The following is a 15,383-nucleotide window of genomic DNA, read 5'->3' as shown; positions in this document are numbered from 1 at the left end:
TGCAAATTTGCAAGAGGCACATGATGGCAGATGAAATCCGCTTCTATCGAGCCAGCGAGCGGCCCTACGGTGCGTTCAGCAATCTTTATCGGTGCGAAATCGAGTTTGAGGGTCAGCGCTTCGCCACGAGCGAGCATGCCTACCAGGCGGGGAAGCCGCGCAAGAAGGCTGTCCGCGACTGGCTGATGAGTGCGCCGTCCCCGGCATTACTAGCGATGGCCGCGCACGGCCTGTATTATTGGGATGTCGCGCCAGGCTGGTCGGTCGGCAAATTCGACCGAATGCGCGGGGTGCTCCGGGCCAAGTTCGAGCAGCATCCCGACCTGCGCAATCTGCTGCTCTCTACAGGCGATGCTCGTTTGGTGGAGAGCGCCACCGTCGACAATGATGTCAATCGCCTTTGGGGCGAAGTGAACGGGGTCGGCAAGAATATGCTCGGCGTGCTGTTGATGGAGTTGCGCGCGGAGTTCCGCCGCGAAACGCCGGTGGCGGCGGCGGCCTAGGTCGGGAAATCGCGACGCGCATGCTCTAGGATGGACCGCACATAAGAGACGTCGCGCTGCCGGAACACGCCCCGCGCGCCGGCAAATGCGCAATTTTCCGCCGCGAGCCGCTGGCCGGCGACTACGCCGCCCATCAGGTCATGGATATCCAGGGCCGCGAGCCGCGGCGTGGCTCGGGCCAATAGCCAGTCGATCAGCCCGACGCTCACCATGTCGCCTGATCCGCAAGTGTCCGTCACCTGCTTGGCAGGATAGGCCGCACACCAGATCCGCTCACGACCGTGACGGAGTTCGAGGCCATCGGCGCCGTAAGTAACGATCGCCATTGCCGCGCTGGCAGCTACCTTATCGTCGAGCTCGGGGCCCAAACGATCCGAGGAATATTTAAGCACGCTAGTGATCGCGAGCGCTTCGTCGAATAGCGCGTGATCGATGTCGGACGGTTCGAAATAGATTATCGCACCGCCATGGTAAGCCTGCGCCATCGCGTCGAGGATCGCCGGCGACAGGCGATCAGTGTAAAAGAGTGTGCAATTTTCTAACGCGACCATCGCAGATTGCAGCTCCTCGTGGCCGATCGGCTGATAGCGCGGATATTCCTCGAAAGTGTCGCAGCAGGTGAAACTGAAGCTGTGATGGCCTGAACGGGTGTCGAGTTCCTGGCGCAAGACCGGAGAGCGGCGTCCAGGATGACGATGGATGTAGCGTGTATCGGCGCCGGCGATCTCAAACTCGGCAAGCAACTGCTCACCGATCTCATCCAGCCCAAGTGCCAAAACCGGCGTGACCTGCCTTTGAAGCATGGCAAGCGACACGAGCACGTTGCCACACGACCCGCCAAGCGCCTCGGCGGTAAGATCGCCGTCGGCGTAAAGCCGATCGAGCACCGTAAAACCGGTGCCGACGACATCAATCACGTCACGTTGTGGGATCATAATGTTCTGCAATTGCACTTATTTCGGCAAAGCTGTCGAGTCCCAATGAAGACACATCTATACGAACGCATCCGTCACCATCACGTTCCAAGGCCTGGAGCAGGCGCAGCAGCGCCTCGGGACCGGTTAGCGTCTTGCCGAACAGAGTCCAGCAACCGTCGTGGCGGTCGCAGACCGTTCCAACGCTGATCCCATGGGCGTGCGATAGCAACTCATTGTCATTACCATCGCGCCCGCCACTATCGCCGATGCACAAAATTGCTAAGTCGTTCGGCAACGTCTGCCGCACGCGGTCGACGACGCTGAGCTTGCTGGTGCCGGCCGCAAAGAAATCGATGCTGTGGCCTGAGCGCCTAAACCGAACGGCGCCGGACGCGATGGACGGACAGTCTGCGAGAGCCGCCGGAAAGGCCAAGCGATCAGCGAGATTATCGAGCTTGATCGAAATTTGCACGTCGCTGAACCGCCCCTCGAAAGCTCCAGAGAATAATTCGGGATGTGATTCGAGCCAAGCGTAGCTTTGCGCCAGGTCTGGATCGGACGCTGGTCGATCCACCTCGATGTCGATGCTGAGAGGCTGTATATAAGCACCGTTGTAATAGCCGACGAGCACGTGATCGCGCATCGTCACCGGAAGTACGGCGCTCAGCGCCTTGCCACCCGACCCGCCGCGCCCGGTGGCGATCGCAATGCGCACGCCAATCGCATGGAGGCGTACAAGCTCATCGACGATAGCAGTCCGGGGATGTCCGAAACGCTCGTCATCAGAAATGATCGTGCCGTCATAGTCGAGGACGATCGCGCCGACCCGAGCGTCCGCAAGCACGCCGCGTCGCGCGGCGCAGGCAGCCCGGATACAGACGTGATTGTCGGTCACATCATCGCGCTCGAGTGCGGCCGAGCGCTTTTGTCGGACCGCTGGCCCAAGCTCACGCGCAAGAGCGAGTAATCCGTCTTCCTCGTAGAGGTTTCGGCCAAAATCGCCGATACCCGGCTTTCCTGGATCGATGCCGGTCGCGGCCCCGATCGCCTCGACGATTACTAGGCCTTCGACAATCCCGGCCGCTGTGCGCATGCGCCCGGCATTGCCGAAGTCGAAGACATGGCGCCGTAGCGCCTGTGGCAACAGGGAGATCGCGCGCTCCCATATCTCGCGGCTATCATCGCCGATCAGCCCGAGGATGACGGTTCGTTCGCCTCTATGATGCAGCCAGGTGTGGCGACCATGGGCGAAGTTGCGGAGGTCGGTTCGCTGGATCGGGCACAGCGCAGCCTCCCAGGCGGAGGTCTCGATAAGCTCGGCGACGGCACGAAGCTGGGGATCGGCGACGATCAGCAGGACATCGTCACTCCGCACATCGGCGAGTTGAGCCTGCATGGCCTGCCGGGTTGCTGGGTGCATCCACTCGCGCAGACGTTTGATTACAGCTGCAACGAGCGCCTCGCCCAATGGATCGGCCGATACCAGATCGCTGGCGAACAAGAGTGCGAGGACCGAACCAATGAGCGAATGGGTGGCGAGAAACCCGTCCTTCGCATCGGCGACCGGAATGCTGGTCACTGTGTTGCCAGGGTCTGCGGAGATGGCCTGAACCGCAGCGCCAGTGGCGTTGCGCGTCAGTAGATGGATTTGTGCGGCACCGCGCGAGCGAGCGGCGGCCACACTGGCGATGCTATCGGCATTGTCGGCGCCGGCGCTGAATAACCAGACATCACTCTGCTTAAGTTCGTCGTTGGCGAGGACGAATTCGGCTGGGGTCACTACGTGGGTTGCTGCTTCGAACAGCGTTTCCCTACACCGCGCGAAGTACTGCGCTGTGATCGCCGAGCCACCGGACCCAATCGCGACCACCTGGCGGTGCCGACTTTGCCGAAGCGCCTCGGCCAGCACGCGCAAATCCGCGCTCGCGACCAACTCGGCGGTGCGCAGCAGCGTGTCGAGCTTTTCGGCGAATCGGGTCATACTGCTTTGTCCCTCACTGTCTCAGCGGTATCTGGCGCCGGTGCGGCGGATGCAGCGCCAAGTTCGCTATAGGCAGGGCCGGACAGGAGCAGGTGGACGCGCATGTCGGGTGTCGCCGCGACCGCGGGCTTTTCCGGATCGAAGTCGTAGCGCACAGTCTCGATATACTGGACGGGAAGGTCATGTTCGATCGCGGCCATGAGCGCCCCTGCGGCCATTACACGGCTGCCGACGGGGGAGAGGATGATCGACGGTACGAATACCTGCTCGACCGCGTCGGAGTAGCGTTTGGTGAGTATGCTCAAGGTCCGATAGCAATCCAACGGGTTGGATTCGGAGACATATACGAGATCACGCGGGTCCACCTGCCACTCGTCTACGAGCTGAGCCTCATATTCGGCGATCAGCGCGTCCGCCCGGCGCGGATCGCGTGCCGGGAACGGCACTACCGGACAGATCTTATAGGTGCCGCGGATCGAACGGCCGATATCAGTGAGCGCGCGTGTGCGCCCTTTGGCCAGTTGTGGGACCCAGATTCGCGCGATCTCCAGCTTCGCGTCGCTTTGGTCGGTGCCGGCAAAGCCACGAACGGCAATCGGACGATCACCCGGTTCGCTCGCAATGGCATCGTCCAGCTCTGGGTTAGACGCGATCATGATGTGGAAAGCGATGCCGCAGCTCTCACAATAGTCGAGCAGGAGGCGCGCGGCGGGAAACGCGACGCCGATCGAGAGCGCTGTCATGTCGAGCACGATGTCGGTGGTTTCAGCGGCGATGCTGTGACCACGGATGACCGAAGCGATGCGCGCTCCGGCGATCGGCGCATTATCGTTGCCGAAAATATCAACCGTGGCAATTTCGCAACCGGGCACTAGGCCTCTAAGTAGTACAGCGTTCTGATCGGCCGCCGCGACGAGACTCGCGTCCGGGGTACCTCGCTCCTCCCGGATGAATAGGCCCTTGAGACGTTCACCAAGATGACCGGCGAGAAGCGTCGCGATACCGAGCGATCGGGGGTCGAAGCCCGCGGCGGCCACCAGCAAGCAATGGACGTCTGTGCGCCCAAAGTATTCCCCTGCGAACACGTCGACCTGCGCATCGAAGTGGGCGATGCAGTTTTCCCAATGGTTATGCGCCATCCTAGCCCCCCTGCTCGCGCAGATAGCCAACATCGCGCTCGAGGAAGCCGCCCCGGTGCAAGGTCAGCCCATGCGAGAGTGCGACCACGCCGCTGAGCTCGATGAGGCACCAGTTCTTGCTTCCTTGGCCATAGTCCCGAGTGACCTCGATCGCGCCATGGGCGACGGCATATTTGAGGATGAGCGCAAGCTCGTCGTTTGAGAGTAGAAGCTTGGCCATCTCCTCTTCCAGAACACCAACCGCATTCGCGCCGGCACCGAGACGGGCGTGGGGCAGCAGCGAGACTTCACGGCAGTCCGACGCGATGCCATCGACCATCGCGCGGACACGGCGTGCGAAGGGGAACGCCCAACCATCCATTATTTCTACAGCCTTGGCGCTCAGCACATCCTGTTGTGCACTCGCCGGGAGCGCCAGCGCTCGTCCCCGGATCGCTTGGGTTTCCATGCGTGCGACTAACGCGCCGGCGAGTTGGAGGAACAGCTCGGCATTTTCGTTGCTTGCGTCGCACAGCGTGTCGAAACCGTAGTGGAAGGCACGCCCGCTCAGCGCGTGGAGGTGCAGCCTGGCGGCCTCGGCGACCGGCGCATTCGCCTTGAGCGGTGTCCGCGGCTCTGGATCAAAGTCCTCGAACAGTGATACCTGCTGATCGGAAACGCGGTTGGCGTAACGCGCCATCAGGACTCGGACCATGGCAAGGGCGACCTCCGGCTCACGGTCGCCAGATTGCGTCCCCGCAAGATAGCCGGCCACCAGTTCCTCGATCGAGATGCGCCGCGCCGGAGTTACGTCGAAGCGCTGCTGGTCGCGCTCGACGAGAGCCGCGAGTTCGCGCAGCTTCGCCTCAGACAGGCGTGGTGGTTCGTCGGGGACAAGCCGTCGAAATGGCGGAAGGTTGCGATTGCGGAAGGCGGTGACGCGCGGGAGGTAGCGGTCTGCCATGTCCGCCGCCATGTCGCGGAAGCGCCGCCGCTCCTTGTCGCGGCTTTCGCCGCCCTGCATGAAGATATCGACATAGTCGCGGTCGGGCTTGAGATTATGCGTGGCGACACTACGAGCCGACCGGAACACGGCGCCAGGGCTGAGGGCGTCGAGCCGCATCATCAGCCAGCGTCCGAATTTGATCTCTCGTCGCGCGAGCGCGGTGAAGATCTGCTCGAACTGGTCTGGGTGAAGCGCGTGTACGTCGTCTAGGATAGCGAGCGGCTTGACCGTCAGACGCTCTCCCATCCACGGAATATCGATCTCCTGGATGCATTCGAAAGGCTGATAGGGTTCAGTCGCTGCCTTCGGCAATTTGTCGATGTCGGGCGGCAGCAAGCTCGCTCCGATTGAATAGATGGCGCGCTGCACTTCGAGCGCGCGGTCGCGAATGCCGGTCGCGGTCAGCCCGCCGATCTGCTCGAGGTGCGCTTCCGATGCGTCCCGGGCGATGAAGCGAATCTCCTCGAGCCGGCGATGGTCGCCATTGGTTAGGCCGCGCAGCAGAGCGAGCATAGTGCGCGCCTGGACCAGCCACAGGGCGAGTTTGGTTTTGACGCTGTCCTCATAGGGCAACTCCCAGAAGTCGCGATACTCGGATTCCATAGGAATGCGGACAGCTGCGACCCCGGGTTTCCCGTCTTGCAGAAACCCAGCGCCGGCGAGGGCTATGGAAAGCTGCTTGTTAGTGTCGTTGGTGGGGTCGCGCAGGATCGTTTCGACGAGGCGAAACTCGGCCAGCATGGCCAGCATGGTTTTGCCGCTTCCCGGCGCGCCGACAATGCGGATGGGCAGATCAAAAATGTCGGCCTTGCGAGGATGCTCGGCCAGGAATGTGGTGAGTGGCGCCGGACTCACGATCTCCAGGAAAGTAGTGTCGTCACGAATGTATTCGGTGGCGCGGCGGAGAAATGGATTTGCCATGGTCAGCCGTGCCTATCACGCCGACGAAACAAGGGCTGCATCGCGTGACCATTTTCATTGGTCGTTTCCGCCCAGAGTAGTGGAATGCTGTTGTTAGGTGTGTTGTGCTCAAGGATAAGCGGCAAGGCGCAGTCGGCATAACCCATCTTGAGATCGGCCTGCTCTGCCTCGCCAGCATGTTCGATCAGCCGAAGGTAGAGAGCGTGATTATAGTACTTTTCGCAAAGCGCGATGACGGCGTCGTCAGCGCCTGGATTGAGTTTGAGCGAGGCGGGCAGCAAGGTGCCCTGGGTCACATCGATTGACCCGAAGGTTCGGTCCGCCCATTCGAGATTGGCCAATTTGGTGCGTTGGAGTAGCGCCTCGTGCGCCTGGGTGGTCGAGATATAATGATGAATATGCAGCGCGTAATTCTCGACGATCGGAAAGGTCTTTCCCTGTGCCTCAACCGCCTTGCGCGCACCGATCAGCATGTCGTTGAATTTTTGCAGCTTGCCCTTCCACTCGCCATCCTTGAAGCGAATGAAGGTCGTACCTGAGCCGGTGAAATCGTCGATCAGGTAGACATGCTCGAACTGCTCGTCGCCAGCGTCGGCTTCCTTGATTTTCTTCGCAAGATCGAGCCATTTCTCGATGCCGATATTCATCATCGGCACGACCTGCTCCTGGGTGATGCGGCCGCTGTTGGCGCGCCGCATGATGTCGATGCGGCTGCCGTCGCTCATGCCTATGAATAGCGAGCGTCGCTTAATCCGCTTGAAGGCTGCGACCCCATCGCTGCTGCCCCAAACCTCATGGGGTGGGATGCCGGCCTGCTTGGCGGCAAGGCGCCGCAGATGCGGCGTCACCGTTTCTGGATAAAAGGCCTCGATCACGCGATAAAGCTCTGCATTGGAGATGTAGACGAGCCGGTGCTTAATGAAATCATAGGCCGTCTGGCGGTCCTCGGCATCGAACTGTTTCAGCCAGATTGCCAGGTTTTCGATAAAGCGGGATCCCGCTCGGAAATCGCTGTAGCCGTCATATTTAGTCGAGGCCATTAGCCGCAGCCAAGTATACTCGGCCGTCGCCACGCCGTCATCGGTCCAGTTCATGATTTGCGCAATAAGGCGCAGGCCGAGCAGGTTCATCGGCACCACACCGTAACATGTTCAAATATCGTCTCGCGCACGGAATCTCCCCCTGGAGAGTTTGTAGCGAATTGCACATCGTTGGCAAAGCAATTGAGTCGCGCTTTCAGTGGAATGATGCGTACTCTCGAAATGGAGGAGAAATCGATCAGATTATGCTGCGACTACGGCTTCACACGTCAATCGGCCCAAAGCTACGATTGGGAACGCCCAAAAAAACAGTGAACGAGTGAATGCGGCAGGAATACTGAACGATCGTCTGCTTCTGGAGTCGCGCTATGACGGGCTGAACGGCTGAGATGAGGCTTAACGCCGCCCTTGTGTTGTCGAAGCAGCCTGTAATTTCGCAAGCGGCGCCGCGAAACACGCCAGCGGCTCGCTGATGCCCACTTGACTCTCGTTCACCAATCGTAGAACAAATAGAGAACACGCTTATATACGCTTTCTTGGAGGTCAACCACCATCTTGCGGCCGGAGCCCGCCATAGAGTCATTGCGCGCGCGGATCGAGAAGATCGAGGGCCGAGGCCGGCGCGCCATATCTGTACTTCCTTTCGGAATAGCCGAAATCGACGCACGACTCCCGGGCGGCGGACTGGCGCTCGGCGCGCTGCATGAAATCGCAGGCGGCGGCAATGGCGCCATCGATGGTGCGGCAGCAGCGCTGTTCGCCGGCGGTGTGGCGGCGCGAACGCGGGGCAAGGTCTTGTGGTGCATCACCCGCCCAGACTTGTTCGCCCCGGCGCTGGCGCAGGCCGGCCTCAAACCTGACCGGGTCATCTATGTTGAGGCCGGCGACGACAAGACGATCCTCGCCTGCATGGAGGAAGGCATCCGGCATGGCGGGCTGGGCGCGGTCGTCGGCGAGGTCGCGCGCCTGACCATGACCGCTTCGCGGCGGCTGCAGCTTGCCGCCGAGGAAGCGCACACGATCGGCATCGCGCTGCGGAGATGGCGGCGGCAGGCGGAGGCGGCCGATTTCGGGCAGCCGACGGCAGCCATGACACGCTGGCGCGTCTCGGTCCTGCCATCGGCGCCATTGCCTGTACCTGGCGTCGGCCGTCACCGATGGCTGGTCGAATTGATCCGCGCCCGCGCGGGCGAAAGTGCCGATTTCGAATTGGAGGCGTGCGATGGCACGGGTTGTCTCGCTGTTCCTGCCGACCTGGCCGACCGACAGGGTGCGGCGCAAGGCCGGCGATGGGGCGCCTCCAGCTGAGGCTCCGCTCGTCCTGATCGGCCGCGATAAAAACAGGCGCTTGGTGCTCGCCGCCGACGCCGCCGCACTCGTCGCCGGCCTGCGCCCCGGCATGCCCGTGACGAAGGCGCAGGTGCTGGTGCCGGGCCTCGCGATCCAGGACGCCGATCCGCAAGCGGATGCCAAGGCGCTCGAGCGGCTCGCCGTCTGGATGCTTCGATTTGCACCGATCCTAGCGCCCGACCCTCCCGACGGGATCGTCATCGACACGACCGGCGCCGACCATCTCCATGGCGGCGAGGCCATGATGCTCGAGGGCATGGTCGGACGTCTGGCCATGTCCGGCATCGTCGCCCGCGCCGCGATCGCGGACAGCTGGGGTGCGGCGCATGCAATGGCCCGCTATGGCGGCCATCCCATCCGCATCGCACCGGCCGGCCATGGTCAATCGATCCTCGAACCGCTCGCGCTCGAGGCGTTGCGGATCGCGCCTTCGACGGCGGCCGAACTGCGCAAGCTAGGCTTCCAACGGATCGGCGATCTCCTGAAACAGCCGCGCGCCCCGCTTGCGTTGCGCTTCGGTCCGGAGATCGGCCGTCGTATCGATCAGGCCCTTGGCGCCGTCGCCGAGCCGATCGACCCGGTTCGTCCGCCGGACATCATCGAAGTCCGCCGCGCCTTCGCCGAGCCTATCGGCGCGGCCGAGACAATCGCGCGCTACATCGGCAAGCTCGTCGCCCAGCTCTGCAACCTGATGGAACAGCGCGGCATCGGCGCGCGCCGTCTCGATCTCATCTGCCGGCGCGTCGACAGCCATGCCCAGGCGATCCGTGTCGGCATGGCGATGCCCGTTCGCGATGCCAAACGGTTGACGCGGCTGCTCTGGACAAGATCGAGACCATCGCGGCCGGCTTCGGCATCGAGATGATGATCTTGGCGGCGACGGCGGCTGAGCCTCTGGAGCGCAGCCAGGCCGTGAGTTCCCTCGTCGAGGAGACCGTGCCCGACGTCTCCGAACTCATCGATACGCTGATGAACCGCGTCGGCGAGCGCGCCGTCTATCGGCTTGCACCCGTCGCCAGCGACGTGCCGGAGCGTTCGGTTGGCAAGATTCCGGCGATGGCGGCCGACACCGGCGCGAGCTGGCCCGGTCACTGGCCGCGGCCCTCGCGCTTGCTGGCGCAGCCGGATCCGGTCGAGACGGTGGCGCTGTTGCCCGACCATCCGCCAGTGTCCTTCACCTGGCGAGGGGTGCGCCGACGCGTGAAGCGCGCGGACGGTCCGGAGCGGGTCTTCGGCGAATGGTGGAAGCGCGACGCCGAGCTTGTCGCGGTGCGCGACTATTTCAGGGTCGAGGACGAAGCCGGCGAGCGCTACTGGCTCTACCGCGCCGGCGACGGCGAGGATGCGGCAACGGGCTCGCACCGCTGGTTCCTGCACGGAGTGTTCGGATGAGCGAGGTCCGTTATGCCGAATTGCAGGTCACCTCGCATTTCAGCTTCCTGCGCGGCGCCTCCTCGGCCGAGGAGTTGTTTTCGCAGGCAGCGCTGCTCGGCATCGAGGCGCTGGCCGTCGCTGATCGCAACAGCCTCGCCGGCATCGTGCGTGCCCATGAGGCCGCCAGGACGACTGGCGTGCGGCTCATCGTCGGCTGCCGGCTTGACCTCGATGACGGCACGTCGCTGCTTGTCTACCCAACGGATCGCGACGCCTATTCCAGGCTGTGTCGGCTGCTCTCGCTTGGCAAGGGACGCGCCGGAAAAGCGAAATGCCGGCTGGCGTGGAGCGACGTCGTCGCCTATGGCGCCGGCCTCATCGCCGTTCTCCTGCCCGATCTGGCCGATGAGACCCTGGCGCTGCGCCTCAGGCACCTGCGCGAGGCATTCGGCGATCGGGCGTACATGGCGCTGACGCTCAGGCGCCGGCCCAACGATCAGCTTCGCATCCACGACCTGGCGGCACTTGCCCTCAAGATGAAGGTGGCGTGGGTCGTCACCAACGACGTGCTCTTCCACGAGCCAGGCCGCCGCACCATGCAGGACGTTGTCACCGCGATCCGGCACAATGTTACCATTGACGCGCTCGGCGACCGCCGCGAGCGGCATGCAGACCGCCATCTCAAGCCGCCGCAGGAGATGCACCGGCTTTTCGCGCGCTACCCGGAGGCGCTGGCGCGCACCATCGAGATCGCCAACCGCTGCCGCTTTTCGCTCGACGAACTCGCCTACCAATATCCGGAGGAGCGCGACGACCCGTCTTTGACACCGCAGCAGGCGCTCGAAAAGCTGACCTGGCAGGGCGCCGACTCCCGTTACCCCGAGGGTTTGCCTGACAGCGTCATCGCGTCACTGCGCCACGAATTGCGGCTGATCGAGAAGCTCGATTATGCGCCCTACTTCCTGACCGTGAACGCCATCGTTCGCTTCGCGCGGTCGAAGGACATCCTTTGCCAAGGCCGTGGCTCGGCCGCCAACTCCGCGGTCTGCTATGTGCTCGGCATCACCTCGATCGATCCCGGCCGCAACGATCTCTTGTTCGAGCGTTTCGTCTCCGAGGAACGCCGCGAGCCCCCGGATATCGACGTCGATTTCGAGCACGAGCGGCGCGAGATCGTCATGCAGTGGGTGTTCGACACCTATGGCCGTGACCACGCGGCATTGTGCTCGACGGTGGTCCGCTATCGCACCAAGGGCGCGCTGCGCGATGTCGGCAAGGCGCTCGGCCTGCCGGAAGATCTCATCCGCACTTTGTCCGGCCAAGTTTGGGGCTGGTCTGAAGAGGGCGTCGAGGAACGCCATGTCGAGGATCTAAACCTCAACCTCGCCGATCGCCGCCTGCGGCTGACGCTCGACCTCGCCCGTCAGTTGATGGGCGCCCCCCGCCATCTCAGCCAGCATCCCGGCGGCTTCGTGCTTACCCACGACCGCCTCGACGACCTGGTGCCTATCGAACCGGCCAGCATGAAGGACCGCCAGGTGATCGAATGGGACAAGGACGATATCGACGCGCTCAAATTCATGAAGGTCGACGTGCTGGCGCTCGGCATGCTGACCTGTATGAAGAAGGGCCTTGATCTTCTCGCTGACTGCAAGGACATCCGGCTCGACCTTGCGACCATCCCGGCGGAGGATCCGCGCACCTATGCCATGATCCGCAAGGCCGATACGCTCGGCACCTTCCAGATCGAGAGCCGGGCGCAGATGTCCATGCTGCCGCGGCTGAAGCCGAGGACCTTCTACGATCTGGTGGTGCAGGTCGCGATCGTTCGTCCCGGGCCGATACAGGGCGATATGGTCCATCCCTATCTGCGCCGGCGGGAAGGCCTGGAGCCGGTGCATTATCCGAAGCCGGAGCTCGAAAAGGTGCTCGGCAAGACGCTCGGCGTGCCGCTGTTCCAGGAGCAAGCAATGCGCGTCGCCATCGAATGCGCCGGCTTCACGCCGGGTGAAGCGGACATGCTTCGCAAATCGATGGCCACCTTCAAGTTCACGGGCGGGGTTTCGTCATTCAAGACGAAGCTGATTGAGGGCATGGTAGACAATGGCTATGAGCGGGGGTTCGCCGAGCAGACCTTCAGGCAGCTCGAAGGTTTCGGCTCTTATGGTTTTCCTGAGAGCCACGCCGCCTCATTCGCGCTGATCGCCTATGCCTCGGCCTGGCTCAAATGCTGGCACCCGGACGTTTTCTGCGCTGCACTCCTGAACAGCCAACCGATGGGCTTCTACGCACCGGCGCAGATCGTGCGCGACGCGGCCGCGCACGGCATCGACATCCGGCCGGCCTGCGTCAACGCCTCGCGCTGGGAGTGCACGCTCGAGCCTGTTTCCGATGACGCAGGCTTCGCCGTTCGGCTTGGGCTGCGTATGGTGCGCGGACTTGCCAACACCCACGCCAGCAAGATCGTCACGACACGCGCCGATCAGCCGTTTGCCTCCGTCGACGATCTCTGGCGCCGCGCCGGCGTGCCGCAGGCCGCACTTGTCCAGCTCGCGGAGGCCGACGCGTTCCGGCCAGCACTTGGTCTCGCGCGGCGCGAGGCGCTGTGGGCGATCAAGGCACTGCGCGACGAACCCCTGCCTCTATTCGCTGCTGCGTCGGCCAAAGAGGCCAAGATCGTGCCCGAGATCAACGAACCGGCGGTGGCGCTGCGACCGATGACCGCCGGCGGCGAGGTCGTGGAAGACTACCGCCACATCGGCCTGACGCTGCGCAGCCATCCGATCTCTTTCCTTCCTAATGACCTGCGCCGCCGCAGCATAGTTTCCTGCGCAGAGGCGATGGAAGCCCGCGACGGTCGATGGCTGGAAGCGGCGGGCATAGTGCTTGTCCGGCAGCGCCCGGGCTCGGCAAAGGGTGTGATGTTCATCACGATAGAGGACGAGACCGGAATCGCGAACCTCGTCGTCTGGGCGAAAGTGTTCGAGCAGCACCGGCGCACGGTGCTGTCGGCGGGCATGGTCGCGGTCCGGGGGCGCATCCAGCGCGAAGGCGGGGTGGTCCACCTCGTCGCTCGCAAGATCAGCGATCTATCAACCGAGCTCGCCAGCGTCGGCGAACGCGAGGGCAGCTTTCCGGTGCCGTACGCCCGCGGCGACCAGATACCCAATGGCGGCTCCGGGCCCGATCCGCGCGAGCTACCGCCCAAGGGGCTGCGCAGCCGCGATATCTATATTCCCGATCTTCACATCGACAACATCAAGGTCAAAACGCGGGATTTCAGGTAGGCTGGGTCCGACAGCTCGGGATCATTTGAAGGCGTTGGAATCCCGGGTTAGATTCTAACGATCTTTTGCCCGACAGACGAAGCTCCTCTCCCAGCTGGATTGCATATCAAGCGGGATTGTATCGGACCGGAACCAATTCAAGCCTTTGCCGGATCAAGCTTCGAAGAAGGTGACATCGCCGCTGCCGCCGACCACCGCGAGCTCGTGATCGGAGAAAAAATGGACGCCAGACACGATCGTTGAATTACCGGAGCCGACATCGAGTTCTTGAATCACTTGAAGATCGCGCGTGTCGAGCAGAACCACGCTGCTCTCTTGCGTCGCGATCGCAAGGATCGGCAGCGTGGGCGCGTGGGCGCACGCGTGATAGTCCGGGACTTTCAAACTCTCGGTGAGTGCCCTGTGCACGCGCCGCTTTAATTTCGACGGCTCGAAGATGAACAGGCGGATAGCCTCGTCCTCCGCGAAGTTAAGCAACCGCGCACGAATGCCTGCGGCAGTTTTGAAACCCCGGTCTGGAAGGAGTTCCGCAATCACCTGCCCCGACCGGTCCAGCTTCAATGCGACGCCCCCTTGGCCTACAACAAAAACGCAGTCGCCGTCTGGGGCGACCGCCATCGCGTTGACATGATGCCTGACCGTAGCGATCTCGCTTATGGGTGTGTTCAGATTTTGCGGATCGATTTCGCAGATTCTGCCATCGCCGCCAGCGACCCAGACAAGACCACCAGGCATGTAAGTGCAGCAGTAGACGTCAAAGCCTACCTCATAGCGAGCGACCTCCTCGATATGGTGGATATCAACTCTGAGGCAACTGACAATACCGTTGCCGAAGTAGGTAATGCCATTCGCCGACGGGGAGGCAGTCAACCCGAACGAATGCTCCATTTGGAGGTCCAGTAGAGGTTTATTGCCAGCGCCCGCTACGTACAGCGCGCCGCTTGAGCCGGCGAGCAGAAGCAGCTTGTCGCAATATGCCGCCCCCATGAGGTGGTCCTTGCCGTGATATCGAACTTTCGCAAAGCCACCGATGCCAACGCTCCAGGACATTGCGTCGCCAACTCCAACGATGAGGGTACGGCGCGTAGTGTCGGCCGCTGCCCAGGCGCCGACACTGAAATGCTCGGGGTTGGGCACGCCATGTCGTTGGATCGCTGCGAAACGCGGCAGGTCGGTAAATGAAAGGGTTCGTGCGAGGCTGGAATAGGTCCAGGGCTGCTGATCATTTCGTTGAGCGACGACGTCCTGCGACACGCGCCGGAAGCACTCATCCACAGTGAGGCTGTGATCCAGCAGATGGCGGCAGAGAGCGTTTGAGAATGCGCTGCCCATCCCTTTGGCGCCGTCGCCAGCGTCCCTCGTGGCGCTCGTAGCATAGGCCAGCAGAAGGTTTGACCAACTGCGTTCGTCAGCGACCAGCTCCTCCAGATCGTTCGACGTGCGCCTGGCTTCGTCGGGATCGTGCGGCCAGTTCCGGCACGCATCGAGCACGATTATGCGGGACGCAGCGCCGCCCGTGGCCTCCACGAAGGTGTTCAAACTTGTGGCGGTGTAGCGCAGGCCAGCGGCGGTTGGCGGGAAACAGAAGTCGATCGGGAGGAAATAGCCCCGACCATGGCGTTCGACGGCATGCCCGGCCAAAAAGATCACCGCGAGTTCCGCTGTCTGCGCCAACTCCTTAAAGTTGGTGAGGGCGGCGTCTATAGCCGCCAGGCTAGGGTCAAAGACGGTCGTCACGGCAAAGCCGCGATCGCGCAGCGCGTCAGCGGCGTGACCTGCATCGCTTGTCGCGTTCTCCAACTCCTGACCCGGATAAGCGATTGCTCCGATCACAAGCGCGTGGCGTCCGTTCATGATTTTGCACCCAGCGCTGCAGCCCGCCGCAG

Annotated in this window: 9 protein-coding genes and 1 pseudogene; 4 read left to right on the top strand and 6 right to left on the bottom strand. The window is 62.7% G+C overall.

All coding sequences use genetic code 11. From position 1 onward, the window contains the following. Positions 1–23 precede the first annotated feature (23 nt). Positions 24–503 (top strand): NADAR family protein, encoded by a 480-nt coding sequence (locus EN851_RS22205; RefSeq protein ID WP_135906811.1) that lies wholly within the window; start codon positions 24–26, stop codon positions 501–503. On the opposite strand, the gene EN851_RS22200 is transcribed toward EN851_RS22205, so the two are convergent. From EN851_RS22200 to EN851_RS22180, 5 genes are all read right to left on the bottom strand, one after another. After that, positions 500–1,438, bottom strand: coding sequence for a PfkB family carbohydrate kinase (locus EN851_RS22200; RefSeq protein WP_135906810.1), 939 nt, complete (start codon positions 1,436–1,438; stop codon positions 500–502). The genes EN851_RS22205 and EN851_RS22200 overlap by 4 nt on opposite strands. Continuing rightward, complete coding sequence (locus EN851_RS22195; RefSeq protein WP_135906809.1) at positions 1,422–3,401, bottom strand: HAD hydrolase family protein; 1,980 nt, start codon at positions 3,399–3,401, stop codon at positions 1,422–1,424. The genes EN851_RS22200 and EN851_RS22195 overlap by 17 nt, the downstream gene beginning before the upstream one ends. Next, positions 3,398–4,540 carry a hypothetical protein gene (locus EN851_RS22190; protein ID WP_135906808.1) on the bottom strand — a complete coding sequence of 381 codons (1,143 nt, stop codon included), beginning with the start codon at positions 4,538–4,540 and terminating at the stop codon, positions 3,398–3,400. Before EN851_RS22190 ends, EN851_RS22195 begins: the two co-directional genes overlap by 4 nt. A 1-nt stretch (position 4,541) precedes the next feature. After that, positions 4,542–6,275 carry a hypothetical protein gene (locus tag EN851_RS22185; RefSeq protein WP_245520792.1) on the bottom strand — a complete coding sequence of 578 codons (1,734 nt, stop codon included), beginning with the start codon at positions 6,273–6,275 and terminating at the stop codon, positions 4,542–4,544. A 173-nt stretch (positions 6,276–6,448) separates the two neighbouring features. Beyond that, positions 6,449–7,576 carry a hypothetical protein gene (locus EN851_RS22180; RefSeq protein WP_135906806.1) on the bottom strand — a complete coding sequence of 376 codons (1,128 nt, stop codon included), beginning with the start codon at positions 7,574–7,576 and terminating at the stop codon, positions 6,449–6,451. A gap of 465 nt (positions 7,577–8,041) precedes the next feature. Here EN851_RS22180 and EN851_RS22175 point away from each other — a divergent pair, with 465 nt between their 5' ends. The 3 genes and pseudogenes from EN851_RS22175 to EN851_RS22165 all read left to right on the top strand — a co-directional run bounded on the left by EN851_RS22175 (position 8,042) and on the right by EN851_RS22165 (position 13,497). Further along, positions 8,042–8,794, top strand: a complete 753-nt coding sequence (locus EN851_RS22175) for an ImuA family protein (RefSeq protein ID WP_135906805.1) — start codon at positions 8,042–8,044, stop codon at positions 8,792–8,794. Next, positions 8,709–10,228 (top strand): annotated as a pseudogene (locus EN851_RS22170) (DUF6504 family protein). Before EN851_RS22175 ends, EN851_RS22170 begins: the two are co-directional and overlap by 86 nt. Then, positions 10,225–13,497, top strand: coding sequence for an error-prone DNA polymerase (locus tag EN851_RS22165; protein WP_135906804.1), 3,273 nt, complete (start codon positions 10,225–10,227; stop codon positions 13,495–13,497). The pseudogene EN851_RS22170 and the gene EN851_RS22165 overlap by 4 nt, the downstream one beginning before the upstream one ends. Before the next feature lie 153 nt (positions 13,498–13,650). Here the strand turns inward: EN851_RS22165 and EN851_RS22160 are convergent, their stop codons facing one another. Then, on the bottom strand, positions 13,651–15,351 hold the full coding sequence (locus EN851_RS22160) for a caspase family protein (protein WP_135906803.1): 1,701 nt from the start codon (positions 15,349–15,351) through the stop codon (positions 13,651–13,653). Positions 15,352–15,383: the final 32 nt, after the last annotated feature.

Source organism: Mesorhizobium sp. M8A.F.Ca.ET.208.01.1.1, assembly GCF_004791315.1.
In the GTDB taxonomy this organism is placed as follows: domain Bacteria; phylum Pseudomonadota; class Alphaproteobacteria; order Rhizobiales; family Rhizobiaceae; genus Mesorhizobium.
Note: the sequence above shows the minus strand (reverse complement) of the source record. Positions and strands in the feature narration are given on the sequence as shown.